This is a genomic window from Streptomyces sp. NBC_01304, from assembly GCF_035975855.1.
Lineage (GTDB): Bacteria > Actinomycetota > Actinomycetes > Streptomycetales > Streptomycetaceae > Streptomyces.
In genome coordinates this window covers 299,095-324,900 of the sequence record NZ_CP109055.1, presented here as the reverse complement: position 1 = coordinate 324,900, position 25,806 = coordinate 299,095, and the positions used below count along the sequence as shown (strand labels likewise).

The window sequence follows — 25,806 nt, the reverse complement described above, 5'->3', positions numbered from 1 at the left end:
GTCGGTGGCGCCGAGGCTTAGGGTGCTGCCCGGTATGAAAACTTACGTGGCGGCCCTGTGGCACGCCTTACGCAGATGGAGCGTCCAGGATGCCGGCCTGGCCGCTGTGCTGCTGGCGGGCACGTGGGCGTGGACGGGTACTGCCGCGACTGAGGTGCGCAGCGGTTGGTTCGCCGAAGTGCTGTGGCTGCAGGAGCCGTTGGCCAGGTGGGTCTTGATCGGGGTTTGCGTGGCCGCCGTGGCGGTGCGCCGCAAGTGGCCGATTCCGGCACTCGCAGCGGCGTCGCTCGCCACCGTCGTACAGATGTCGCTGGCAGCAGGACCGGTGCCTGCCGACTGCGCTGTACCCATCATCGTCTATACGATCGCTGCTCAGCGGCGGCGCACGGTGTCGCTCGCCCTGCTCGGCGCCGCCCTGGCGGTGGCGATGGCTTGGTCGGCGTTCGTGACCCTCGACGGCAAGTCCGACGGCTGGCTCTACGCAGGACCCCGTACCGGCGGACACGAACGCCCGCCGGGAGCCTCTGGGCCACCACCTCGGTCGGCAACGGGCGACGCCGCACTGCCGCGCGGCGAGGAGCCAGCGGCGTTTGGCCCGACGGCCTGGGGAGGGATTCCCATCCTCGGCTCCCTGCTGGTCGTCGCCTGGGCGATCGGGTGGGGCCTGCAGAGTCGTCGCGCCTACCTCGGTGAGCTCAACGCGAGGGCCCAGGACCTGGAGCGCGAACGCGACCAGCAGGCGGCGCTGGCCGTGGCCGCCGAACGGGCCAGGATCACCCGCGAGTTGCACGATGTGGTGGCGCACGGCCTGGCCGTCATCGTGATGCAGGCGCAGGGCGGCGCCGCGGCGTTCGCGAAGCGGCCCACCGACACCCTCGCCGCGCTGGACACCATCGTGGCGACGGGCCGAGCCTCGCTCGCCGACATGCGGCATGTGCTGTCAACGTCAGCGTCTGGTGCCGGGCAGATCGACGGCTCCGCGCGGCCGGTGCCGGGCCTCGCGCAGCTGCCTCGCCTCATCGAGCAGGTCCGGCAGGCAGGCACCCCGATCCAGTTCCACATCAACGGATCGCCGCGACCGCTGCCCACCGGCGTGGACGTCTCCTCGTACCGGATCGTCCAGGAGGCGCTGACCAACACCATGAAACATGCCGGCCCGGGAGCCTGCGCCCAGATAGTCGTGTCCTACGGAAGCGACGAACTGAGGCTCGACGTCAGCGACAACGGCGCCGGCGAGCCGGCAGCAGACAAGGCCGGCAACGGACTGCGGGGCATGCGAGAACGCGCGGCCCTGCTGGGCGGCGAGGTGACCGCGGGACCCGGCCCTGACGGGGGATATGCGATACGGGCCTGCATCCCGCTGGATCCGGCAGAGCCGGGAGCGAGCGGATGATCCGGGTTCTCTTGGTCGACGATCAGGTCCTGCTCCGGGCCGGCCTGCGGATGATCCTCGAGAACGCCGAGGACATGGACGTCGTCGGAGAGGCCGACGACGGCGCCACGGCCACCGACCTGGCGGTTCAAACGACGCCGGACGTCGTCCTGATGGACATCCGGATGCCCGAGGTGGACGGCCTGGAGGCCACCCGCCGCATCCGTGCAGCGCTCCCGGGCGGACCCCGCATCCTGATCCTTACTACCTTCGATCTCGACGAGTACGTGTACTCCGCGCTGCGGGCCGGTGCCAGCGGCTTCCTTCTGAAGGACACCCTCGCTGCCGACCTGTTGTCCGCGATCCGTGTGGTGGCGAAGGGCGACGCCATCGTCGCCCCACCGGTCACCCGGCGACTGATCGAACGCCACATCGGCACCTCCGGCGACCCGTTGCCCCGTACCGAGAACGAGCTGCGCGTCCTCACCGGCCGGGAACGCGAGGTGCTCGAACTCATCGCCCGGGGCCTGTCGAACGCCGAGATCGCCGGCCGCCTCTTCCTCACCGAGGGGACCGTGAAGGGCCATGTCAGCCGCATCCTGACCAAGCTCGCCCTCCGGGACCGGGTGCAGGCCGTGATCTTCTCCTACGAGTGCGGCCTGGTCCGCGCCGGCGCGTGACGTGTGAGGGCCGGCGCCACGCCGAACTTGATCCCTCAGGGTTGACGTGGACGCGCCGTCCTCGCGTCCGCTGCCGACTTGCCGTGGAGGCTGCGCGGGCCGGCAGGCTGTGGCGGATCATGTCGTCCTCCGCGAGGCGCCGCGACCGGACCGCTCGGGGCTGCCAAGGAAGGGATCGTCCGTGTCTCGCACGGCACGCGGACAGCCTGCCCGTCGGGGGGCAGACCGTCGACGTTGTGGGTCAGCTCTTCGTGCAGCCGAGGCCACCCACGGCGATGGTGTCCTCCTGCTTGATGCCGACGGCGCTCGCGCAGTGCCAGCCGCCGGCCTCGGTGAAGAGCGAGCCCGGAACGTAGTGCCCCGCGGGGCCCTTGCAGTCGACGCCGACGATTGCTCCCGGCAGTTCCTTGCTCGGCTCCGCGCTCTGGCAGGTCCACACACCAGGAAGGTCGTCGGCCTGTGCGGCAGCGGCAGTTGCCGGGATGGCGCCCAGGCTCGTTCCGATCAGGGCCAGGGTCGCAAGAGTTCGACGCATGAATCGTCCCTTTCGAGATGCGGTGATCTTGACGGATGGACCATCAATCCGTTCCCCGGGGAGCGGGTGACACCTGTCCTCTGTTCGAGTGGACGCGTGACCGGGCGTTGGGTCGGATTGCGCTCCTGGCGGCACGGGGCGGCTCGCCATCGACGGCCCCGACTTGCGCAGCATCACGATCCCGGCCGTCGGTCTCGATGTGGGCCGGGGCATCCCACGTTCGAGGTCGGGGCTGTGGGGGATGTTCGAGCCCGCTTGTCTGCGTTGCTGCAGGCCAGATCCGGCACGTGGTCAACGGGGTGAGGGTCGCGGTGAGGGCGTGGCGCATGTCGACTGCCTGGGGGCCAGGGTTGTGGGCACGTGTGTCAGAGCCCGATGGCAGGCAAGGCCTCGCCGGGCCGCGCCCGTTCGGCGGGCGATCGGTCGCCCCGCGGAGGGACTTCGCCGAACAGGCCGACAAGGCGCCGGGACAGTCGGTCGGTCCGAGGCTGCGGCAGCTACTGCGCATAGGCCCGCCGCACCCTTGACCCCCCGGAATACGATCATGCATGCTGCGACGGGCCGAGCGTGGGAGGGGGCGCCGTGGTGGACCCGGACCTGCCGCGTCATCTGCAGATACTCGGACTCGAGGAGCCTGTTGTTGCCGCCTATGCGGCACTTCTGAAGGCCGGGCCTGTGCCCCTGGAAGAGCTGGCCGCACTGCTCGGGCAGTCCGTCGCCACCGCGCGGTGGGCGGCGCAGAGGCTCATCTCCCTTGGCCTGGCGAGTAGTTGCGGGCCGGGCGACTCGGCCGTGGCGCTCACCGATCCGGCCATCGCCCTGGAGCGGCTCACACATCACCGGACGGCAGAGCTGAGGCAGGCTCAGATCGCCACGGGCAACGCCTATTCCGCGTACCGCCGTGAGGTGAATCCGCAGGCGAACGACGATCTCGTCGAAGTGGTCACCGGGGCGCAGATCATGGAGCGGATTCATCAGGTCGAGGGGGCGGTGGAGGCCGAGGTACTGCGCTTCGACTCGCCTCCCTACCACACCCACGGCGTGGCCAACGAGTGCGAGGTGCGCAGCCTGGAGCGGGGCGTCGTCTATCGCGTGGTCTATTCGAAGTCGGCCGTGGAGAACGGCGCCTACTACGGTGTGAACATCAAGCCGTGCATCGCGGCGGGCGAGCAGGCCCGGGTGTTGCCGTCGGTGCCGGTGAAGCTGACCGTGTTCGACCGGCGGATCGCGTTCGTGTCGATGTCGTTCGTGGAAGCGGAGATCAACCACTCCATGCTGGTGGTCCGGCCCTCCAGTCTCCTGTCCGCGCTGACGGGGTTGTTCGAGACGGCGTGGCGTACGGCGCTTCCGCTGCACCAGGGGACGAGGGCCCCCGCCGCGCTGCCACCGTCCCAGCGCCGCATCCTGGAGCTGCTCGGCGCCGGGGTGAGCGACGAGACGATCGCGGAGCTGCTCGGCATCAGCAGGCGTACGCTCTCCCGGCAGCTGGAGCAGCTGATGGGCCGGGCGGGCACCACGACCCGCTTCCAACTGGCGTTGCAGGCGGCCCGCAGCGGCTGGCTGTGACAGTTGCTCAGCCCAACGCCGCAGGTGATTCGGCATCGCGCACGAGCAGTCGGGCCCTGGCTGAACCGTCGGCGGGTACCTGCCAGATGTCTGAGTGTCCGGGTTGTTCGCGCCCGCGCGGCAGCGCATAGGCCACCGTGCGGTCGTCGAGCCAGGCCGGCTGGTCGTCGATGTTGCGTGTCTCCGCGAGCCGGGTGACGCGTAGCGTGTCCAGGTCGAGTACGGCCGGCCGCCAGCCGCGGTCCGGGTCGCCGCCGATGGCGGACTTGAACGCAATGCGGGTGCCGTCGGGGGAGAGCGAGGGGCATTCCACGTTCTCGCGGACGGTGGTGACGGTGTGCCGTGCCAGGTCGCCACGGACCAGGTAGCGGTGGCCGTGGGTGGACATGGTGGCGTAGAAGCCGCGGTCGTCGGCGGTGAAGGTCACACCCCAGAAGTTGAGGTCGGCCGCCCGATAGGGCTTGCCGTCGACGGTCACTTTCCAGTCCTCGAGGGTGGGCACGAGTTCCTGCGTGCGGGTGTCGAGGATGCCCACGCGGGTGGAGAATTTTCCGCCGTTGTAGGAGTCCCCGGTCACGAACACCGTCCAGGCCACCAGGCGTCCGCTGGGGGAGACCCGGGCCCGATTGGGCACACCGACCAGCGGAATCGCCCGCACTTCCTTCAACTGGGCGTCGAGGATGACCAGTTGGTAGGTGGCGAGGGTGCCGTCGAGTCGCAGGCAGAGCCCGGTGCCTCCGGCGGCGTACAGCCGGGTGCAGCTCAGCGGTGCGACGGCCCGCCTCCCGCCGGGGTGGGCAGTGGCCACCGAGGCGAGTCGTCCACGGCTGCCCTGGGCGGTGCTGCGGAACACCAGCCGGTGCTGCGGGGTGAGGGTGACCGCGCCCGCGTCGCCGTGCCCTGCCGCCTCGCGGTTGCTGTCCGCGGCGTGGCCGATGGAGAGGGCGGCGACGGCGGCGAGCAAGACGGCGCAGGCCAGCGAGACGGCTAGCTTGGTAGCGGAGTTCATGCGGCGGGCTCCTTGGGGGTGGGGCGCAGCAGCAGCACGGTCGTCACGGCGATGGCGAGGAGCACGGCGCCCGCGGCGGCTCTGGTGGCGGCCGTCGCACCCCAGTGATGCCAGGCGAGGCCGAAGCCGACGGACGACAGGACGTACGCGAGGGCCTGCGCACTTTGGACGAGGGCGAGGCCCGTGGTGCGCAGTGCTGGTGGCAGTACGGGGGCGGCCAGGGCCATCAGCACGCCATCGGTGGCGGCGTAGAACATGCCGTAGAGAGCGAGGGCGAGCACGGTCAGCGGCAGGCCGGCGGATGCGGAGAGCAGGACGTAGACGACGAGCAGGGCGGCATAGCCCGCCAGGACCATCGGGGCGCGGCCCCAGCGGTCGGCGAGCGCCCCCAAGGGGGCGGCGAGGAGCAGGTAGGCGAGGCTGGTCCCGACGGCGAGCATCGGGAACCAGCCGGTGGCCAGGCCCTGTTCGCGCAGCAGGAGCAGATAGACGAAGCCGTCGCCGATGGTGGCCGCGCCCAGGACGGCCGCCGCGCCCAGGAGCCGGCGCACGGCCGGGTCGCCAAGGAGTGCGGCTGCCGCACCCGGTGAGACGCTGCCCGCGGCGGGGCGGGGTTCGCGGTGGTCGGTGACGACGGTGGCGAGGACGACCAGGCCGAGCGCGGCGACGCAGAAGCTGGTGACGAACAGGGCGTCGAACCCTTCGGCGGTGGCGCCGCCCGCGAGTGCGAGGATGCCGAGTGCGGCCAGCGGGCCGGCGAACGCGCCCAGGCTGTCCATCGCACGGTGCACGCCGAATGCCCGGCCTAGTGCCTGCTCGGGAACGGACAGCGCGATGAGGGCATCGCGCGGCGCGGTGCGCAGACCCTTGCCGGCCCGGTCGGCGACGAGGACCGCGCCGAGGGCGGGCGCCGAGCCGCCCGCGGCGAGCAGCCCCAGTTTGGCCACGGCGGACAGGGCGTATCCGGCGCCCGCGGTGGCCTTGCGGCGCCGGGTCCGGTCGGCGAGGTAGCCCCCGACGAGCCGGAGCAGGGCGGTGGCCCCGGTGTAGAGGCCGTCGATGACGCCGTATGCGGCAGGGGTGAGGTGGAGTGTGACGACGAAGTAGAGCGGCAGGACGGCGGTGACCATCTCGGCGGAGATGTCGGTGGCCAGGCTTACCGCGCCCAGCGCGAGAACGTTCGTGCCGACGGCTTTCAGGCCCGGGGTACGGGCGGGCGCTTGACCGGCCTGTGCGCGCAGGCCGATGGTCGACAGGTACACGCGTGCTCCCATCGGAACGGTGGCGGGGGCGGTGGCCGGACCGCCGCGTGCGGCGATCCGGCCACCGTGTCCCGGCTCGGGAGCTCGGAGAGCCGGGAGGGTCGGGAGGGGAGTGGCGGGACGGTCAGTTGCTGGTGATCCGGACGTCGTCGACCTGTGTCTCCAGGAGACTGCCGGTGCCGGCATCGGCCGTCTCGATGAGCAGCCGCACCGACTTCCCGGCGTATGCGGCGAGGTTCACCGAGGCCGACTGCCAGCTGCCGGCAACGGAGGTGGAGGCCACGCCCTTCTTCTCCAGGACCGTGGTGGCGGTGGAGCCGTCGACCACCTTCACGCGGAAGTAGTCGTCAGGGCCGGAGTTGTCGCCGTGCGCCAGGCTGTACTTGAGGTTCAGCGTCAGCGACGACGATCCCGCGGGCAGGGCGATGACGCCGGAGCGGACGGAGGTCACGCCGCCGTCGACGTCGTTCGCCCCGTACGAACTGCCCGCTGCGAGCCCGGTGGTGAGGGCCTGCGTCCCCGAGGGGGTGGTGCCGAGCTGGGTGACCAGATTCGACGCGGTGGACACGGTCTGCTGGGGGTCGCCGCGCTCCCACCGGCCGGCCGTCGCGGTGTCCGTGCCGGACGGATTCACCATCCAGCCCGGGTCCGTCTCGAAGTCGTCCGCGTACACCGTGGTGCCGGGGTCGGGCGGTGTGCCGGTGTCCCAGGCGTCGGCGACCGGACTTGCGCTTGCCGCGTTGCCGAGCGCGGGCAGCCCGTACATGTCCTCCAAGGTACGCAGGATCCCGTAGTGGTTGATCTGCTCGGAGGACTGGTGGCCGGCCTTGACGTGCGCGCCGACGAACGTCGTGTAGATCTGGTTGACCGAGGTGAAGTTGTCCTCGTCGAAGGTCTGGATGAGCAGGCTGTTGTGGGTCTTGGCCCACTGCGCGTAGGCGTCGAGATTGTTCTTCAGCCAGGTGTCGCCGGTCTTGGTGGAGCAGTCGTGCATGTCATTGCACATGTCCGGGACGACGAACGACACCGTGGGCAACTTGCTGTAGTCGCTGGGAAATCCGGAGAACGGCAGGTGGTACGCGGCCCCGCCGACGGTCGGGAAGTCGGCCCAGGGCGCGTGCTTGCGGACGTAATCGCCGCTGCTGCAGCCCGTGTAGCCGGCGCTCGGCAGGTCTTCGGAGTACGCCGCGAAGGTCTTGCTCTTGTCCAGGAGCTGTTGGCCCAGGTTCCCGGTGGTGAAGTTCTTGGGGCAGGAGTCGCTGGTGACGCCCTGCTGGGTGCCGGAGAAGAGGGCGAGGTAGTTGGGCTGGCTCGGGTGGGTCACACCGAAGGAGTTGGTGAAGAGCGTGCCCTGGGCGGCCAGGGAGTTGAGATAGGGCGCGTTGGTGGAGCCCTTGATGGTGCTGTAGTTGGTGTTCTCGAAGATCACGACGACGACGTGGTCGTAGACGGGCACTGTCGCAGCCGCGGGGCGCAGGTCCGGCCGCTGGGCTGTTTGCGCACCGGATGCCACGGTGGCGAAGAGCGTGAGGGTCGTGGCGAAGATCAGGGCTGCGATGCGGTAGGGACGCACCGGGTTCCTCCTCATGAGGGCAGGCCGGAGCGGCAGGCCCGGGGGAGCGGGCCTGTCCTGACTCCGTGCGCCTCAGTCCTACGCCCGGCCGGGGCGGCGTGGTGTCACGTGCACGCCAATGGCGCGGTTGGGCGCCGGGCCCCGCCGGCGCGCGCAGTGTCTGTCACTTAGTGACATAATGTCGCTTGAGGACACTGCGGAGGGAAGGCGAAAGGCGCCATGGAGGCCCAGCAGCGCAGCACCGGCGCGATGAGTGAGCAGCGGCGTGCCCGGCTGCGGCTCGAGATTTCCCGGGAGGCGGCGCGCCTGTTCTGGGAGAAGGGCGTCGCGGCGACCAGTGGTGATCAGATCGCCGCGGCGGTGGGCCTGTCGACGCGCACCATCTGGCGGCACTTCCGCAGCAAGGAGAGCTGCGCGGAGCCGATCGTCATGCAGGGCGTCGTCACCCTGCTGGGCGTGCTGCGCCGCTGGCCCCGCCGGTGCTCCCTCGAGGACCATCTGACCGCCGAACTGACCGCCATCAGGGAAGGCCGCACGACGCCGCCCGTCGACCTCGCGGACGAACTGCTCGCGATGAGGATGATCCGCCTCGCCGATACCGAGCCGGCCATCCGTACGGCCTGGCTGATGGCCTGCGACCAGGTGGAACGCGAGATGTGCGCGATCGTCGGCGAGCGGCTGGAGCGCCCGGCCGACGATCTGGAGATGCGGCTGCACGCGGCGTCGGCGGCGTCGGCGGTGCGGGTTCTCGATGAGCACATCGGTGCCGCCGCCCTCGCCGCCGGCGAGGACTTCACAGAGTTTGCGGACGTGCCGGCCCTGGCGCGGCGCTACGCCGAAGCGATCCGCACGGCCACCGGCGGAGCCATCGGCGATCCCCTCGACGAGAGCACCGGCTGAGGGCGGCACCCGTCCCGAGTCCCGCCGACCCCACAAGGAGCCCCCCATGCGCGCCCCCACCAGGAAGGTCCCGCACCTCACCGTCGAGGCGCTCTTCGACTCGCCCGCCCGCGTCCGCGCCTCGATCTCGCCGGACGGCAGCCGGATCGCCTACCTCGCCCCCTGGCGGGACCGGCTCAACGTATGGGTGCAGAGCCTCGATTCCGGCGACGAGCCGCGCTGTGTGACGGCGGACGGCAACCGGAGCGTGCTCACGTACCACTGGACCGGCGATCCGCGCTGGCTGCTGTACGAGCAGGACCGCGACGGCGACGAGCACTTCCACATCTACCGGGTCGACTTGGCGGACCCAGATGCCGAAGCGGTCGATCTCACCCCCTTCCCCGGTGCGATGGCCCTGGGTTTCGAGCTGGTCCCCGCCCGTCCCGGCAAGGCCTTCCTGCATCTGAACCACAGGAGCCCCGTCGAGTTCGACCTCTATGAACTCGACATCGCCACAAGCGAGTTGACGGTCCTCGCGCAGAACCCCGGGCAACCCACGGGCTGGATGTGCGCGCCCGACGGAAGCCTGTACGCCCAGTCGCTCACGGCCGACGGCGACATCGAGCTCGCGCGGTGGGACGCCCAGACACACAAGACGGCCCCGGTCGCCACGTTCGACGGCACCGACTATCCGCTGTCCATCCACCCCTTCGAGCTCACCGCGGACGGGACCGGCGTATGGCTGGGCTCCAACCGGGACAGCGACCGCACCCGCCTCGTCCGGCTCGATCTGGAAACCGGTGCGGAGACCGAGGTCGACAGCCACCCCGACTTCGACCTCGACACGCGCTGCGCCGTCTTCCCCACCCTGCCGTCGCCGCTCATCCGCAACGAGCACACCGGCGCCCTGCTCGGGGCGCGCTACCTCGGCAAACGACAGGTGATCCACGCCCTCGACCCGCACTTCGCCGAGGTGCTGCGGCACTTGGAGCAGCTGTCGGACGGCGATCTCGGCGCCGTCTCCTGCGACGCGAGCGGGCAGCGCTGGGTGGCGGCCTTCGTCCACGACCGCGACCCGGGCGTCACCTACTTCTACGACCACGCCACCGGCGAGAGCCGACTGCTCCACCGGGCCTACCCGGACCTCGACCCCAGTGCCCTGGCCCCGATGACGCCGGTCACCATCCCCGCACGCGACGGGCTGCATCTGCCCGCGTACCTGACGCTGCCACTCGGAGTCGAACCCACCGGGCTGCCTTTGGTCCTGCTCGTGCACGGTGGCCCGTGGCTCCGCGACAGCTGGGGCTTCAACCCGGCCGTACAGCTGCTGGCCAACCGCGGCTACGCGGTGCTGCAGGTCAACTTCCGCGGCTCGACCGGCTACGGCAAGGCCTTCCTCAAGGCCGGCATCGGCGAGCTGTCCGGCGCCATGCACGACGACCTCGTCGACGCCGTCGGCTGGGCCGTCGCCGAGGGCTACGCGGACCGGGAGCGGGCCGCCGTCTTCGGTGCCTCCTACGGAGGTTACGCCGCACTGGTCGGCGTCACCTTCACCCCCGACGTCTTCGCCGCCGCGATCGACGTCTGCGGCCCCTCGAACCTCGTGACCTACCTGGCAACCCTGCCGGAGTTCGCGCGGCCATGCCTGCTGAACAACTGGTACCTCTACGCCGGTGACCCCAGCGACCCGGACCAGCAGGCGGACCTCCTCGCCCGCTCACCCATCAGCCGCGTGGACCGGATCCGCACCCCGCTGATGGTGGCCCAGGGCGCCAACGACATCCGCGTCGTCAAAGCCGAGTCCGACCAGATCGTCGACGCGCTGCGCGCCCGCGGCGTCGAGGTCGAGTACATGGTCAAGGACAACGAGGGCCACGGCTTCCTCAACGCGGACAACAACATCGACCTGTTCCGCGCGGCCGACCGCTTCCTCGCCCGGCATATCGCCTCAGCCCACCCCAAGGACCAACCATGAACCTGACCCTCCCTCAGCGGCTGTACCTGCTCAGCTACACCGTCGACAAAGGAAAGTTCGAGGCGGTCGACCTTCAGGGCCGCGGCCAGCTGCTTCGGGCCGGCGCGCTGGCCGAGCTGACCTTCGAGGGTCTGCTCGCCGCCGAGGACGGCAAGGTCCTACGCCGTGACATCGGGTCGCCGCCGGCCGACACCTTCCTCGCGGAGGTGTGGCGTGATCTACCCGACGAAAAGCCGAAGAACTGGCTCCAGTACGTGCACAACAAGGCCACGACGGCGGAGGAACCCGTCCGCGACCAGCTCGCCGCGGCGGGCCTGATCACGCTCCCGGGAAAACGGACCCTGTCGCCGATCGCCTCCCACCAGGTCACCGTCAACGACCCGCAGCAGGTCCTCGACCTGCAGGAGACCGTCCGCCGTACCGTGGCGGCCGGCCTCGACCCGGCGGCCGCTGCGGCAGACGAGCTGGCCATGGCCGTACTCCCCGTGCAGTGCGAAATGACCAGCGTGCTCTCCTGGAAGCAGATGCGCGAGCACAAGCAGGCGCTCGGGGCGCTCGCCGAACGCTTCGACGCACTCGTCCCCGGCCTGCGCAAAGCCACGCGCGACTCGTTCCTGGTGACCAGAGGCGTCGGGGGTGGCTGGGGCAGGTGAGCATGCGCAGACCGCCCGCCGGAAAGTGAACGGTGCCAACTCCGGGCTCCGCACACACTGTTCGTGCCGACATTCCGCACGAACACCTCAGGAGCTCGCGTTGGCAGGCGGCCGCCACCGGCCCGCCCGCCCAGGGATCCCAGGCGGGCGGGTTCGGGCATCGGGGCAGGCCGTGCGTGCTACCTGCCCAGTGCGCGGTCGACGGTGCGTACGAGTTCCCCGTCGGGTGTGTCGCCGTCCAGCGACCAGAACATCGCCCCGCCGAGGCCGTGCGCCTTCACATACGCGGACTTCAGCGCGAGCGTCGCCGGGTCGTCGTACGTCCACAGCGTCGTGCCGTCGAAGAGCCAGGTGTGGCCCTCGCGCACATTGCGGTGGATCTTGTACGTGCCCGACGCGGCCAGCGCCTTGAGCTCCTTGTAGTCCGCGTAGCCGTTGGCCCACTTCGCGGGTGCGGGTGCGCCGGCGGGCTGTCCCATTCCGTCGCCGCCGCCGCTGATCCCGGTCCAGCCCTGCCCGTAGAACGGCATGCCGACGACCAGCTTGCGGGCCGGCGCGCCCCGGTTCAGCCAGGCCTGGACGTTGCGGTGGACGCTGAAGTCGTTCTTCGCGAACAGGGCCGACTGCTGGGCCGTGGTCTTCTCGCCGCTGACGTGGAAGTCGTAGCCCTGCAGGTTCACGAAGTCCAGATCCTTCATGATCTTGCGGACCTCGAAGCCTGCGTCGATCTTCGACTCGGCGGCCGGTACGAACGCGGACAGGTCGTAGTGCTTGCGGTTCTTCTTGCCGAGCGCGTCCAATTGGTCACGGAACTCGTCGACCAGCGCGGTGAAGTTCTGCTTGTCCTCGGGCCGGAACTTGGTGTCCGTGTCGCCTTCCGAGCCGGGCCACTCCCAGTCGAGGTCGACTCCGTCAAAGACCCCGGCCCCCGCGCCCGCACCGCCGCGGATCCCGTCCACGGGCAGATTGCCCTTGAGGTAGAGGTCGACGCAGGACTCGACGAGTGCCTTGCGGGAGGCGGGTGTGCGCACAGCGTCCGAGAAGTGGGTGGACCAGGACCAGCCGCCGAGCGAGATCATCACCTTGAGGCCGGGATGCTTGGCCTTGAGCTCCTTGAGCTGGTTGAAGTTGCCGGCCAGGGCTTGGGTGTCGGTGTCGGCGACGCCGTCCACCGAGTTCTCGGCATCCAGGGGGCGGATGTAGTCGGCCCACGGGTCGGATTCGCCCGGGACGCTGTTCAAGAAGCACGTTCCTTGCGGACTGACGTTGCCGAAGGCGTAGTTGATGTGGGTGAGCCGCCCGGCGGCGCCGCTCTTGTCCAGGTCCTGGACCTGGAAGTCGCGCCCGTAGACGCCCCACTGGGTGAAGTACCCGACGCGTTTGATCTGGTTGCCGCCGTGGTCCTGCGTGGACTGGGAGGCCGGGTGGTCCTGCGCGGTGGCCACTGGGGCGATCGGGGCGAGCAGCGACAGGAAGCAGGCGGCCGCGGCCGCTTTGGGCAGGAGTCTTCGGCGCATGGAGGCTCATTCCTGGAGAGGCGGCGATGACCAACTGGCGTACGGCCGACGGGAGTCGGGTGCGCCGAAACTATTGGTCTGGACCATCCCGGTCAAGGCTCTGTGCACCATTCGTCCGGTGTGAACCGCTCGCCGGCGCCGGGAAGAACTCCGCCACGCCATGCCGGTCAAGTTCTCCAGGCGAGTTGCGGCCGGACGCACGGTGTTGCCCTCGTGATCGACAGGGTGTGAAAAGCGCTCGATCGTTGGCACCCGCCTCCTCAACCGCGCCGCCATGGCCCACCCACGGCTCGGCAAGGGCTGGGTGAACGGCGGCTACCGCCCCCACCTCGTCGAACATGCCGGCCGCCTCGGCATCGACCTGGAAATCCTCCAGCACCGGCCCGGCCAAGGGGGCTTCACCCCACTCCCGCGCAGGTGGTGCGTGGAACGGACCCTGGGATGGCTGATGTTCACCCGCCGCCTGGCCCGCGACTGCGAAACCCTCCCGACCCGTTCCGGAGCCATGATCCGCCTGGCCGTGACCGACCTGATGGGCCGCCGCCTCACCGGCCAAGGCGCCATCTCCTGGCGCGATCCGACATCAGGGAATCAAAAGGATGAAACAGCGGGAGAAGGCGACCTCTCAGAGCACGTGGAACACCATCGCGAAGTAGACGAACGGGTAGGCGATGCACGCGAGGGTGACGGGGATACCCAGCGTGACGTAGACCAGCAGGAGCCCGGCCCGTGCCGCCGGGCCGTAGCGTGCGCTGGCCTGCTGCGGGTTGTCCGGGTCGTAGGTGACCTCGATCTGGTCGGGATCCGTTCCCACCAGGCGGCCGCCGCCCCGGTAGTCGACCTTGTTGCCGTTGCCGTCGGTGAAGACGAACACCTTGGTGCTGGTGGTGTCCTCGCCGTAGCCCCACTCGGTGCGGTCGTATGTGGCGGTCACCGTGATGCCCCGGCGGCGCAGTACCCACCAGGACTTCGTCGCCCGGCAGACGAGTACAGCGATGGCGGCGAGGGCACCGTACGCGGCGTACGTGGCCGTCCACAGGAGTGCCATCTCCCACATCCCTCGCGCCAGGGGGACGGCCGCGCCCAGCACGAAGAGACCCCCGAACAGCCAGCGCTCGGGCTCGTCCCGGGGCGTCCAGGCGCGCTGCTTCCGGGGCCGCGGCGGTATGGCCGTCGTCTTCACCAGCGCCGCCCCGTCCACTTGGCGCGCTGCTCGGTCCCGGGCGGGCAGGGCCGCGTTGACGGCCTGGGCGAAATCCGTCGCCGCGCGGGCGTTGGGGGCGCGGACCGTGTGCACCGTGGGGTTTGCGCCCTTGACCGCCGTCAGCACGATCTCAACGTCCGCGCCCTTGCGGCCTGCCGCCCGGACGGCCTCGACGGCGTGCGGCGGGATGCTCAGCCGTACCCCCGCCCGGTCGACCGACAGGCTCTTCCCCTTGAACCGTGCAGTGCCTCGGCGGCCCCTGAGGACCAGCTCCTGCCCACGGTCTCCGACCCCACCCCGTGTCACGCGAGCACCGTACGGCACAGGTGAGGCCCGCGTCAGCGCCCCTGCGTACGATTTACAGACCTCTCGACATGGACGCCCAGCGCCTCGTCGTGCGCCTTCCACGCCCGGTCGAGACCGCCCTCACCCAGGTGTCCAATGAGGCACCACAAGTCCCGCCGCAACCAGCCCCGCATGACCGCCTCGACGACTGCGCTCCGGCCGCCCGGGCCTTCCTTGACCACGTCACGCGAAGTGGTGCGGGAAGCCACACCAAATCCTCCCGGTTGCCACCTCCCATCGCCGCACGCGTGAGCACGACTTCAGACGCCCCCAGGCTCTGTGCCTCTCAGCCTGATCGGGGAAGCGACGGAGTGCGGTGCTCAGCCGACCTGGTCCCCGTCGCGGGAGGCTCCCCGCATGGAGTGGGCCACATCGGAGGTGTGTTGTGCTTGGGCAGCGGACAGGCGGCGCATCTCCCACAGCAGCGTGGCTGCATCCGCTGCCGCTGGGGGCGGAGGCGGTGGCACCCCAGACAGGACGACATCCGTCAGCGTGGCCAGATCACGGGCGTCGATCGCCAGCAGGGCAGCGAAGTCGGTCACCAAGCGGGGGGTCAGCTCCTCGCGATCAGAACCGATCATTCCGTAGGTGGACGCCGACAAGTACGTGGGCGTCACGAGCCCGAGCGTCATCGCTATGCCCAACCAGTTCAGGTTGCGGTACTGGAGCATGCGGATGACCCACGCACCTGGACCGCCGGCCAGGGGGGCGAGCAGCTTCGGGGCGAAGCTGGAACGCCGTTTCTCCTGTGGCAGTGCGCGGACCAGCCGGAGGAGTTCGAGACGGTTCGCTTCGGGGAGGAGCACCGCATCCGTCACCGTGGACTTCACCCACGTCGCGGCCGAGGCGTCGAGCGGCGCCATCTCGTCCGGGACCGCCAGCCTCGCGAGGATGAACAGATCGACGGCGTGGAAGCCCAGTTCAGGCCCGACCTGCCGCAGGAACTCCTTGCCGGGGCTGCCTCCGGCGAGTACCGCGCGGACTTCGTCGGCGTCCAGCCCGGCGCGGTCCGCCAGTCCCTGAGCGCTGAGCTCTCGCTTGTCCAGCAGGCGCGTCAGCATCGCGCCGAATCCTGGGTGCTCCGTCATCCTCCGCAGACTAGTCAGCCCACCATCCCTGTCCCAGGGGCCAGATCGCCCGAGATTTCCGTGCTCCAACGTCTGCGATGTCTGGTCGTAGCCGGTCACGGCTGTTGCCGGTGACGCTGTACACGACGACCAGGCGTGCTTTCTGGGCTGGGCCCAGCTTGGGCTCATGGCCCCACGAAGTGGCGGAGGCCATGGACCACCATGGCCATCCCTCCTGGTTCGGCGCGGTGACTGTGCCGAAGGCCGACATCAGCGAAGACATCGACTGGTGGTACTGAGCCCCACCTCGTTCATCACCTTCGCGTTCAGACGAGGATGCTCGCGAGGTGGAGTGCGGCCTGGCAAGCATCGCCAGTTTGTCCGTTTACGTGGCCAGGCCGTGCCAGGGCTTGAGGCGGTGTCGGAGTGCACCCGTATCCGCTCGGGACCGGCACAACCGAAAGCGCTCAACGGCCTTGGCGGCGATGAGAGCGCTCGGCGTAATCGCGAGGCGATACAGGCGGGGGATGCGGAACACTTCGCCCGGTGATCGCGATGCAGCCCGTGCTGGAGATATGTCCCCCTGATGGCTTCGACCTCTGGCCTGTCGCCGAGGTCGAGCCGTTCGGCTTCCTGCCTCTCAGCGGCGAGCTCTCGCCCGCTGAGGTCGGTGCGGCAGTGATGCGTATCGCCAACTGCAATGACATCGACCCCGACGGCGACCGCCCGCCTCGTCCGGCCGACGCACTTGACTCGTTCCTTCACGGACTGCTGACGTTCGACAACCTCTTCGCCGCCGGCGGCCTGCGGGTGACCGACAACTCCACAGGCGTCACGTTCCTACCTGGCTGCTGTGATGGACTGGAGGACTGGCGCGACTGGCACCAGTTCCTCGACGACGGCAGTCTGGTCGGTTTCGGCCATGCCCCCGTCTCACCGGTTGCCGAGCGCTTCGGCGACACCGTCCGGCTCACTGTCAACGCGGAGCAGAGCGAGAGTCCGGTGATCGAGCTGCCCGTCTCCGAGCTACGCAACCTGCTCGCCGGTGCCGAGCGCGACCTGGCCGACTTTCTCGCGCTGGCAGCCGATTGGTCCACCGGACACCTTCCTGGCCACTGCGCTCCCGTCACAGCCGCCCTCGCCCGCGTCGTCGACCTTCCCGCGCCAGGAACACCGCCGGGGCGATAGGACGGCAAGCCCTAGTTCGCCGACCAAGGTGGGACCTGGATTGGGTGTGCATCGTGGCAGGCCGTGCGTGCTACCTGCCCAGTGCGCGGTCGACGGTGCGTACGAGTTCCCTGTGGGGTGTGTCGCCGTCCAGCGACCAGAACATCGCCCCGCCGAGGCCGTGCGCCTTCACATACGCGGACTTCATCTGCGGGGACGGGAGGCACCCGGTGGCTCATATCCGGAACTCCCGGTACCGCGTGTTCGGGTTTTTTCGAGGGGTACACGGAACGGCACGCCGTGATCAACAACGTTTTGGTGGCGGCGGATCGACGATCCACGGGCGAGCTGAAGGGATTCGGTATGCAGATGACCAAGCAGATTGCGGCGTTGGTGGTAGCCGGGGTGTGCGCGGCAGGAACTGCGGGCTGCGGGACAGACGGCGGCGGGGGAGAGGCGTTCAAGGGTGAGAGTGCGGACGCAGTGGCGGAGAAAGCGGTAAAGGCGACGCGGGATGCCGATTCGCTGCGGATGAAGGGGCAGGTGAGGGAATCCGGCGGCCAGCAGATGTCCGTCGACCTCGCGGTCGACAGTCAGAAGAACTGCGAGGGATCCGTGACGCAGTCCGGTGCCACGGCCGAAATCCGACATACGAAAGCCACCCTGTATGTGAAGGGCGACGAGAAGTACTGGCAGGCGAACTTGAAGGGGCAGCCGGGCGCCGAGAAGATCGTGCCGAAGGTCGCCGACAAGTGGGTCAAGATACCTGCCCAGGATGATCAGTTGACCGGCCTGTGCGACAAGCAGGGGCTGCTGGCTGCGATGGACGAGGACAAGTCTGAACGGAAGGGCATGACCAAGGGCGAGACCGCGGACGTGGACGGAAACGAGGCGCTGAAGCTCACCAAGAAGTCCGGCGGCAAGACCCTGGCCATGTACGTGGCCACCCATGGTGAGCCGTACATTCTCAAGGTCACCTCCGAAGGTGGGGACAAGCCTGAGGGCACCACCTTCGGTGACTTCGACGAGAAGGTGAACCCGGAACAACCGGCCGCCAGCGAGACGGTCGACCTGCAGGAACTCGCCGGCGCCAACCAGCAGTAGCCGCCAGGTTGAGCCGGCACCCGAGGGCCCGCTGCACGTGAGCCCACTCGGCAACACCACCCGGATCGGTCTGGAAGCCACGAGGTGACGTCCCCCTCCTGTGCCAGGCGAAGCCCCCGCCCGGCCGGGTGTCGGCTCAGCCACGCGGACCCGACACCGACAGCACAGGGCGACCGCCCTGCGTGAGGTGGCGGGAGCTGGATAAGCGAGAGGGACAGGGATACGCAGATGGGGGCAGCGAGACGAGGTGACACAGATGACCGACCGTAACGGCGAAGTGCTCATGGGCGACGAGGTGTACCAGCCGGGCGACCCGGACGCCCGTGAGGACAAGGGCGTGCTTGACGCGGAGGACACCCTGAGCGACCTGGGAATGGACCCCTACGACGAGGGCTGGTCTCCCCCCGAGCGTCCGTACGGCGTCGAGCACTCAGGTAACACCGCGGCGGAACAGCGGGATGGCGAGAGCCTCGGCGACCGGTTGTCCGAGGAGCGCCCGGACCTGGTGGTCAAGGAGTACGAGGCATGGAAAGCGGACGAGACGGACGACGAAGGGAGCGTCGATCCACACGATGGTGAGGGCGAGCCGCTCGACGACGGAGACGGCGTCCGGCGCGCCGGTCTGCTCGCAGAGGCGGACGAGAGCACCCATGAGGACGCTGAGATGGACATGCTGGCCGAGGGCGTTGCACAGGGCGCAGGCGCGGCAGTTGCGGACGAGGACTCTCGCCCGTGCTGACGGCCGGCTCTCACCACCGGCGGATTCCTGGGCCTGCTTCGTTCTGCCAGGATCCATGGGCTGCTCTTCTGCCGCTGGCCACGCGTTGGCGTCTTGTCTGCGGTCCTGACGGGGCTGCAGGTCCGGGCGGACGTCGCCGGTTTGTTCACCTGGGACGTGAACGTCGACTCAACGCGCTGTCCGGCCCATCAGCACGCGGCCGGCGTCCGAGGGGACGGTCGAGCCTGGAAGGAACCGTCGGGCGGCCAGCAGGCCGAACCCGACGATCACGGCCTGGGCCGGTCTGGCGGAGGCCGGATCACAAGATTGCCCCAGCCTGAGAACAAGGGCACAAGCCGTCATCGCTGTTGGTCACAGCAGGCCGGCGGGGAAACAGCCCCCACCGGAGCCCACCCACTGGACCGGATGCTCGTCGTGAGGGAACAGGGCTGTGTTGCCCACGCTCAGCACGAAGACGAGCCGCCTGCATGGGAGTGGGCACCAAAAGGCAGCTGACGACAGGTGCCTCCGCGGAGACGACGCTTTGGCGCTGGCCCTCCGCGGGTACCCGGGCAAATCGGCCTTACGGCGCCGTGCCGACAACGTGGACGTGCGGGACCGACTCCTTCATGGGCGACGTCGTGAACCGTGGCCTGCCGAGGGCGATTGATCGCGCTGCGATGGGTACCGGAAGGGGACGGCGTCCTCGATCGCGTCCGCGAGTGGGCGTGAAGACAGTACTTCCAGCTGCCGTGAGCGCCCGAGCGAGCAATGGCGGCGGCCGCGGGTCAGCGTGATGATCTTTCGGTAGGCGTCGGTGAGGCCGAGCCCTGAGCCAGGCAGGCGGAACAGCGCACGACGGCCCGGCGGTGGAGGTTCAGTCCCCCACGATCCGCCTGCCGAGTGCACCACACGACGAAAGGATTGCCCCCACATGAACGACAACACCGGCAAGGCGACCACCACGGATGCCGGAGTCCCGGTCGAGAGCGATGAACATGCGCTCACCGTCGGCGCCGGGGGACCCATCCTGCTGCAGGACTCGTATCTGATCGAGCAGATGGCGCAGTTCAACCGGGAACGGATTCCCGAGCGCCAACCGCACGCCAAGGGAAGCGGCGCCTTCGGCTTCTTCGAAGTGACCGCGGACGTCAGCGCCTACACGAAGGCCGCGGTATTCCAGCCCGGCGCCCGCACCGACCTGGTGACCCGCTTCTCCACCGTGGCCGGCGAACGCGGCAGCCCCGACACCTGGCGCGACCCTCGCGGCTTCGCGGTGAAGTTCTATACCGCCGAGGGCAATTACGACATGGTGGGGAACAACACCCCGGTCTTCTTCGTGAAGGACCCGATGAAATTCCAGCACTTCATCCGGTCCCAGAAACGCCGCGCGGACAACAACCTGCGAGACCACGACATGCAGTGGGACTTCTGGACCCTCTCGCCCGAATCCGCCCACCAGGTCACCTGGCTGATGGGCGATCGCGGAATCCCGCGCACCTGGCGCCACATGAACGGCTACACCTCCCACACGTACATGTGGATCAACGCTCAGGGCGAGCGCTTCTGGGTGAAGTACCACTTCAAGACCGACCAGGGCATCGAGTTCTTCACGCAGGACGAGGCCGACCAGATGTGCGCGGCCGACACGGACTACCACACGCGTGATCTGTTCGAGCACATCCGCGACCGCGAGTATCCGAGCTGGACGCTGTACGTACAGGTCATGCCGTACGAGGACGCGGCCGCGTACCGGTTCAACCCGTTCGACCTGACGAAGGTCTGGCCCCATGCGGACTACCCGCTGACCGAGGTCGGCCGGATGACCCTGGACCGCAACCCCACCGACAACCACGCCGAGATCGAGCAGGCGGCGTTCCAGCCGAACAATCTGGTCCCCGGCATCGGGCCCAGCCCCGACCGCATGCTGCTCGCCCGCCTGTTCTCCTACGCCGACGCGCACCGGCATCGGATCGGTGCCAACTACCAGCAGCTGCCGGTCAACGCCCCCGTCGTCCCCGTGCACACGTACTCCAAGGACGGGGCCATGGCGTACCGGAACACCACCGACCCGGTGTACGCGCCGAACTCCAAGGGCGGGCCCGCGGCCGACACGAACCGCTTTGGTTCCCCGCCGAGCTGGTACGCGGACGGCGACATCACGCGTACCGCCTACGTCGCCCACGCCGAGGACGACGACTGGGGCCAGCCCGGCACCATGGTGCGCGATGTGCTCGACGACGCGGCACGGGAGCGTCTCGTGGACAACGTCGTCGGCCATCTCCTCAACGGGGTGAGCGAGCCCGTGCTGCTCCGTGCCTTCGAGTACTGGTCGAACATCGACAAGCCGATCGGCGAGCGTATCCAGCAGGGTGTCCGTGCCAAGGCGGACGAGAAGGACCCCAAGGCCGCGCAGCAGGGCAATCCGGCCCGGGAATCCATGCAGGACAAGGCCTGATCGAGGAAGGGCTGCCGCCCGCCCATCCGGGAGGGCGGCAGCCGTATATACACAGGGTGCGGGCGCTACCGGATGTTGCCCGTCCAGGACTGGCCCCGCCCGATCGACTCGATCGGGCGGGGGCTTTTGGAGCGAATCTTTGTGGCCTCACGAACGCGCCCGGTGTGCGAGTGCTTCCTGCAAGCCATCAGTGCGTGCGGGTCCACCATTCGAGGAGTGCAAGGATGCTGGGCCCCACAGCCGCAGCCAGTCCAACCACCAGTCGGTGGACCACCTCCCGGTGCCGGGGCAAGCACGGCGACACCGACGTGCAGGTGACGGGCTCTTGAGTTTGGCGACGCTTGGCCATGTAACAACTCTTCCTCTTCGTCTGCGTGCGGAGACGTGCATCGCCGGGCCCGGCGGACGTTGTCCACACTGGGCTGCCCGAAGGTCCGTTACACGAAGACGCGGGTGCGGAGGGCGGTCGGCGACCTAAGCTGCAGGTCACGGTTCCGCGCGCCGGTGCCCCGCCCTTACCCGCGGCGGGTGGGGGTGGCAGACGGGCGGGGGAGTAGAGGGAGTCCGGAGCAAATGGGCGCGAGGATACGGCTGTTGTATGCGCGGCTTCGCGCCCTGCGGGAAGAGGCGGAATCCCGGCGGCAGGAAGCAGGTCAGGACTCCAGCCAGGCCGCGCTCGAGCGGGCCGTCCGCGCGATGGATGTGCCGGGCGCTCAGTACTTCGCCGGCAAGCGGTCCAGCGACTGGGCGCCGCGCGTCGAGGAAAAGTTCAAGGTTCCTCACAAGGACAATGACGACGTACTGATTGCCGTCGTCACTGTGTGGTCCCAGTGGGCAGGAGTACGAGTAGGGCCCCAGGCGTTACGGGAGTGGCTCAATCTCCTGGACCGCGCGCGCGACGAGCTGGCCCAGGAGCGAGGGAGGGCAGCACAGGGCGATCCCCCCTCCGGCTCCCCTCCATCGGGACTGGAAGCAGTGCCGGTGGATCGCCTTGGTCCTGCCGTACTTGAGGTGCATCGGGCACCCGTACTGAGTGCCGGCTCCGCCCGTGACTCGGTGCTCACTCCCTATCTGACGCGATCCCACGACGAGGAACTCCGCCGTGCACTCGAGGCACCGCTGCACGGCGGCCCGTCCCTTCTCGCCGTGCTGACCGGTGGCTCTTCCACCGGCAAGACACGTGCCTTGTACGAGGCGCTCCTCACCCTCGTGCCGCACAAGCCGCTGCTGCGCCCGACCACCGCCGGAGATCTGTTGGCGCTGATCAACAGCGGTCGGGTCGGCTCCGGGACGGTGCTGTGGCTCAACGAGGCCCAGCGCTACCTGTACGACGAGCGGGTCGCTGCAGCGCTCAGAACCCTGCTCGAGAATCAGCAGGGCGTGGCAGCCGTCGGCACCCTGTGGCAGGACCCCTACTGGTCCGAACTCACCCGCCGTGGCATGCCAGGAGACCCGCACGCCCAGGCGGCTGCCCTCCTGACTGGTCCCACAGCCCTGCGGATCATGGTTGCTGGCACGTTGTCTGACGCCGAGCGCGACCATTGGCGGGAACTTGCGGCACAGTCCGGCGACGAGCGCCTCCAGCAGGCCTTGGATGCTGGTGCCGGCGATGGACAGGTCGTGCAGCATCTCAGTGGCGGCCCTGAACTGCTGAAGCGCTACGCCTACGGCCCAGGTGTCGACTTCACTCCTGGTGAACACGCAGTGCTCACTGCCGCGTTGGATGCCCGCAGGCTAGGCTATCGCAGCCCTTTGTCCGCCGCTCTCCTGTCCGCCGCCGCAGACGGCATGCTGGCTCCGCGGGAGCGCAGTGGCGACGCAGGATGGGCTCACAATGTGCTGCAGACACTCAGCCGTACCGGCAACTCCCTTACTCCGCTGATCGCGCTGCGTGCCGAATCCGGAGCCCAGGCCGTGTATGAGCCGGCCGACTACCTGGACCAGCAGACGCGTGGGCTGCGGGCGGAGACGGTGGGCGCGGACAGCTTATGGGCGGCGATAGCCGACCACGCCGAGAGCGCTGAAGACATCCGGCGTATGGCGGAGGCCGCCCGTGACCGGGGTCTGTACCGGTGGGCGTCCGCCCTGGACAAGCGCGCCATCGGGCACGGCAACGTCTACGCAGCCAACGGGCTCTTCTCCTCCACCGCACGGTTGGCCGAGGGTGGGCTGCGCAGTGCGGCTGACACGGCGGCCGCCGCCCTGTGGATCGCCAACAACGTCGACTGCCGTGATGTGCAAGCACACTCGATGCTGCTGAAGCGGATCGACGAACGAGGCGCACCGGATGCGGTCTCGGTGCTGGGCCGACGCCTCGCCGAACTCGCCCCCCTGAAGGACACGTTCCACATCGGAAACCTCCTCCACCAGCTGCAAAGTCTGGGCATGCAGCAAGCGGTGGAGGTGCTGGCGCGACGCTCGGCGAATGGGCGCTGGCGGCGGGGTGACAGTTACACCGACATCGCCGCACTGCTGCCCAGACTGGGCCTAGACGCGAACACCATTGCCGGTTTGGCCCGGTCACTGGCCCTGCACCACCCCCTCGACACCACCTTCAGCATGGCCACGTTCGTCGGCGTGCTGCACCGACTGGGTGACCGGCAAGCCCTGCAGATCGCACTGGACCGCGGCTCCGACCTGGACCTGAGCGAACTGGCAGAGGGTGAAATCATGGGCGTCGAGTCGTTACTGAAGACGCTCCGCACGGTCGGCGCCGAGGACAGGCTCACCCAACTGTCGTGCCAGGCCGCTGAGCAACTCCAGATCACCTCTCTGCTGCGCGCCGCTGCACTCCTCAAGACCCTGCACGAGGTGGGTGCACCACAGGCGATCGCCCTACTGATTCCTCGCATCTTGGCAACCGACACGGCCAACGAATGGACCCACGCATTCAGCCAGGCCCTGTACACACTGAAGCTGGTAGGAGCCGAAGGCGCCGCAGCCGAACTGGCCCAGCGCGCCGCTCATCAGGTTCCCGTCGGCAACTTGCAAGGCGCGACAGATGTCATCGTCCAGATGCCGCGCGGATCAGCCTCGCAAGCTGGGCGTCACCTGTGGCTCAGGGCCTTGGAACAGCACAGGGACAAGCCGGGGGATCTCCATCTGCTGGTGGGGATAGGAGGCGACAACTCGTGCACCGCCCAGGAGATCGCACGCAAGGTGGGCCTCGTCGACCCATGGGGGGTCTGTCGACTGATGTGGATGTTGCGCGGCCCGCGCGCCTCTGAGCACATCCCCCCGGCCGTCCAGATTCTCGCGGACCGTGCCGCCCGGGAGCTGACACTCGACGACCCAAGAGGCATCGGTCGCCTACTCGAGGCGCTGTGCGCGGAGGGCTTGCAGCAGCAGGCATGCGCCTTGGCCCTCCGCGCTGCCCGGGACATGGACCTGCGCGAACCCTACGCAGTCGCCCAGTTGCTGCGGGCACTGCAAGCATCTGGAATGCAAAGTGCGATACAGGCGCTTCTCTCACGCAATCCCGACCAGCACGTGGTGCTCGAGGACGCCGACCCCGGGTCCGTCGGCATGTTGCTGACCGCCCTCAGAGACAACGGCGCGCCCGCGGCAGCAGCCGAACTGGCCCAGTCCGCCGCCGAGTACATGTCCACGCGCAGCGTGTGGAAGACAGCTCAGTTCCTCAACGCACTCGATGGACCCACCGCGCAACCTGTGGCTGCACTCGTCGCACGCCGTGCCCTTGCTGTTGCGTCGGCCGACGGTCAACAACTGATCGACTGTCTGAAGGGACTACTCGCGGAAGGCTTCCCGCAAGAGCTCGCCGGCGTCCTCGCCGAAACCGCCGCCCGGAACATCGATGTACGGCAGACCGGCGCCGTTGCCGAACTCGTCAACGCCCTCGTGAAAACGGGTGCGAGCGACGCCCTGCAGGTGCTCCTCAAGCGCAACCCTGCCGACAACGCGTCCGTCGATGATCCGGCTGCAGTACGTGCACTGTTGGAAGCCCTCCGCCGGGCCCGCGCGGCATCGGCATTGACGGCCCTGTCCGACCGCGCTGTCCAGAGCATCAGCACCGAAAATGCCGATGACGTCGCACAGCTGATGACTTTCTTCCATGAGACTGGCGACAACGAGGCGATGCGCGCCCTCCTCGACCGCGATCCAGCTCGGTATGTCGCCATCCATCACACGCGCCCGGTCGAAGCCCTGTTGCGCTGCCTCCAGCAGGCGGACCAGTCGGCGTTCGAGGTCCTCGCGCACCGTGTCGCCTCAGAGGCAGACGTGACCGCCCCTCTTATCGTCGCTGCTCGTCTGGGCGCGCTCCACCGGGCAGGTGCACAGGACGCCATCGCGACGCTCCTCGCGCGCTCTCCCGAACAGCACGTCGTACTTGGTGACAAGTCGGATGTATCCGTCCTCATGTCAGTTCTGCATACCGTGAGGGCCACCTCGTCGCTGGCCGCCCTGGGCGACCGTGCCAGCAACAGGGGCCTGTTCAGCTCGTACATCGGCGCTGAGGATAAGGGAGCGACCCGTCAATACCCCCACGGACGAGACACCAACGGCGCACCCCAACCCCAGTGGAACTGGATTGACCTTCCCGGCTGAGTCAACGGAAGAGGCGGGCGAGAGGCCGCGCCGTCCGACCTCACGCACGTGGCTGGAGACGGAGGGCAGGGCGATGATCGCCGACTGCCGCGATGACGATGCCGATCAGTCACAGCACCGCACTGGCCAGGGCCACCGGCCCTAGCGGGTGCG

The 25,806-nt window shown here is 68.9% G+C and carries 19 protein-coding genes and 1 pseudogene; 12 read left to right on the top strand and 8 right to left on the bottom strand.

The genetic code is table 11. The annotated features are described in order from the left end of the window. Positions 1-34 precede the first annotated feature (34 nt). Both OG430_RS01375 and OG430_RS01370 read left to right on the top strand, forming a co-directional pair. The gene (locus tag OG430_RS01375; RefSeq protein ID WP_327350490.1) at positions 35-1,393 is read left to right on the top strand and encodes an ATP-binding protein; all 1,359 of its coding nucleotides are present in this window, start codon (positions 35-37) and stop codon (positions 1,391-1,393) included. Beyond that, on the top strand, positions 1,390-2,052 hold the full coding sequence (locus tag OG430_RS01370; RefSeq protein ID WP_327350489.1) for a response regulator transcription factor: 663 nt from the start codon (positions 1,390-1,392) through the stop codon (positions 2,050-2,052). Before OG430_RS01375 ends, OG430_RS01370 begins: the two co-directional genes overlap by 4 nt. A gap of 241 nt (positions 2,053-2,293) precedes the next feature. Here the strand turns inward: OG430_RS01370 and OG430_RS01365 are convergent, their stop codons facing one another. Then, on the bottom strand, positions 2,294-2,587 hold the full coding sequence (locus OG430_RS01365; protein ID WP_327350488.1) for a hypothetical protein: 294 nt from the start codon (positions 2,585-2,587) through the stop codon (positions 2,294-2,296). Between the two features lie 582 nt (positions 2,588-3,169). Between OG430_RS01365 and OG430_RS01360 the strand changes: the two genes are divergently transcribed. Next, entirely contained in the window at positions 3,170-4,153 is a 984-nt protein-coding gene (locus OG430_RS01360; protein ID WP_327350487.1) for a helix-turn-helix transcriptional regulator, read from the top strand. A 7-nt stretch (positions 4,154-4,160) separates the two neighbouring features. Here the strand turns inward: OG430_RS01360 and OG430_RS01355 are convergent, their stop codons facing one another. The 3 genes from OG430_RS01355 to OG430_RS01345 all read right to left on the bottom strand — a co-directional run bounded on the left by OG430_RS01355 (position 4,161) and on the right by OG430_RS01345 (position 7,997). Continuing rightward, positions 4,161-5,162, bottom strand: coding sequence for a hypothetical protein (locus tag OG430_RS01355; protein ID WP_327350486.1), 1,002 nt, complete (start codon positions 5,160-5,162; stop codon positions 4,161-4,163). Beyond that, positions 5,159-6,436 (bottom strand): MFS transporter, encoded by a 1,278-nt coding sequence (locus OG430_RS01350; protein WP_327350485.1) that lies wholly within the window; start codon positions 6,434-6,436, stop codon positions 5,159-5,161. Before OG430_RS01350 ends, OG430_RS01355 begins: the two co-directional genes overlap by 4 nt. A 112-nt stretch (positions 6,437-6,548) precedes the next feature. Further along, positions 6,549-7,997, bottom strand: a complete 1,449-nt coding sequence (locus tag OG430_RS01345; RefSeq protein ID WP_327350484.1) for an alkaline phosphatase family protein — start codon at positions 7,995-7,997, stop codon at positions 6,549-6,551. Between the two features lie 219 nt (positions 7,998-8,216). On the opposite strand from OG430_RS01345, the gene OG430_RS01340 reads away from it, so the two are divergent. From OG430_RS01340 to OG430_RS01330, 3 genes are read left to right on the top strand one after another with little or no spacing between them, the layout of a single operon-like run. Next, the gene (locus OG430_RS01340; RefSeq protein WP_327350483.1) at positions 8,217-8,897 is read left to right on the top strand and encodes a TetR/AcrR family transcriptional regulator; all 681 of its coding nucleotides are present in this window, start codon (positions 8,217-8,219) and stop codon (positions 8,895-8,897) included. A gap of 46 nt (positions 8,898-8,943) precedes the next feature. Beyond that, entirely contained in the window at positions 8,944-10,854 is a 1,911-nt protein-coding gene (locus OG430_RS01335; RefSeq protein ID WP_327350482.1) for a S9 family peptidase, read from the top strand. After that, positions 10,851-11,507, top strand: coding sequence for a GOLPH3/VPS74 family protein (locus OG430_RS01330; protein ID WP_327350481.1), 657 nt, complete (start codon positions 10,851-10,853; stop codon positions 11,505-11,507). Before OG430_RS01335 ends, OG430_RS01330 begins: the two co-directional genes overlap by 4 nt. A 179-nt stretch (positions 11,508-11,686) precedes the next feature. On the opposite strand, the gene OG430_RS01325 is transcribed toward OG430_RS01330, so the two are convergent. After that, a complete protein-coding gene (locus OG430_RS01325) occupies positions 11,687-13,024 on the bottom strand; it encodes a glycoside hydrolase family 18 protein (protein ID WP_327350480.1) in 1,338 nt (445 codons plus the stop codon). A 238-nt stretch (positions 13,025-13,262) separates the two neighbouring features. Here OG430_RS01325 and OG430_RS01320 point away from each other — a divergent pair. Further along, positions 13,263-13,610: pseudogene (locus tag OG430_RS01320) on the top strand (IS5 family transposase); the annotation flags it as partial. Positions 13,611-13,649: 39 nt separating this feature from the next. On the opposite strand, the gene OG430_RS01315 reads toward OG430_RS01320, so the two are convergent. Together OG430_RS01315 and OG430_RS01310 are read right to left on the bottom strand one after the other, a co-directional pair. Continuing rightward, positions 13,650-14,534, bottom strand: a complete 885-nt coding sequence (locus OG430_RS01315) for a hypothetical protein (protein ID WP_327350479.1) — start codon at positions 14,532-14,534, stop codon at positions 13,650-13,652. Positions 14,535-14,893: 359 nt separating this feature from the next. Continuing rightward, positions 14,894-15,661 (bottom strand): hypothetical protein, encoded by a 768-nt coding sequence (locus OG430_RS01310; protein WP_327350478.1) that lies wholly within the window; start codon positions 15,659-15,661, stop codon positions 14,894-14,896. 534 nt (positions 15,662-16,195) lie between these two features. Between OG430_RS01310 and OG430_RS01305 the strand changes: the two genes are divergently transcribed. Continuing rightward, positions 16,196-16,828 carry a hypothetical protein gene (locus tag OG430_RS01305; RefSeq protein ID WP_327358937.1) on the top strand — a complete coding sequence of 211 codons (633 nt, stop codon included), beginning with the start codon at positions 16,196-16,198 and terminating at the stop codon, positions 16,826-16,828. 70 nt (positions 16,829-16,898) lie between these two features. Here the strand turns inward: OG430_RS01305 and OG430_RS01300 are convergent, their stop codons facing one another. Beyond that, complete coding sequence (locus tag OG430_RS01300; protein ID WP_327350477.1) at positions 16,899-17,015, bottom strand: glycoside hydrolase family 18 protein; 117 nt, start codon at positions 17,013-17,015, stop codon at positions 16,899-16,901. A gap of 92 nt (positions 17,016-17,107) precedes the next feature. Between OG430_RS01300 and OG430_RS01295 the strand changes: the two genes are divergently transcribed. The 4 genes from OG430_RS01295 (at position 17,108) to OG430_RS01280 (ending at position 25,653) form a co-directional block, all read left to right on the top strand. Continuing rightward, positions 17,108-17,911 (top strand): hypothetical protein, encoded by an 804-nt coding sequence (locus OG430_RS01295; RefSeq protein WP_327350476.1) that lies wholly within the window; start codon positions 17,108-17,110, stop codon positions 17,909-17,911. A 256-nt stretch (positions 17,912-18,167) separates the two neighbouring features. Further along, positions 18,168-18,650, top strand: a complete 483-nt coding sequence (locus OG430_RS01290; RefSeq protein ID WP_327350475.1) for a hypothetical protein — start codon at positions 18,168-18,170, stop codon at positions 18,648-18,650. A gap of 913 nt (positions 18,651-19,563) precedes the next feature. Further along, on the top strand, positions 19,564-21,087 hold the full coding sequence (locus tag OG430_RS01285) for a catalase (protein WP_327350474.1): 1,524 nt from the start codon (positions 19,564-19,566) through the stop codon (positions 21,085-21,087). A 573-nt stretch (positions 21,088-21,660) separates the two neighbouring features. Further along, on the top strand, positions 21,661-25,653 hold the full coding sequence (locus tag OG430_RS01280; protein WP_327350473.1) for a hypothetical protein: 3,993 nt from the start codon (positions 21,661-21,663) through the stop codon (positions 25,651-25,653). Positions 25,654-25,806: the final 153 nt, after the last annotated feature.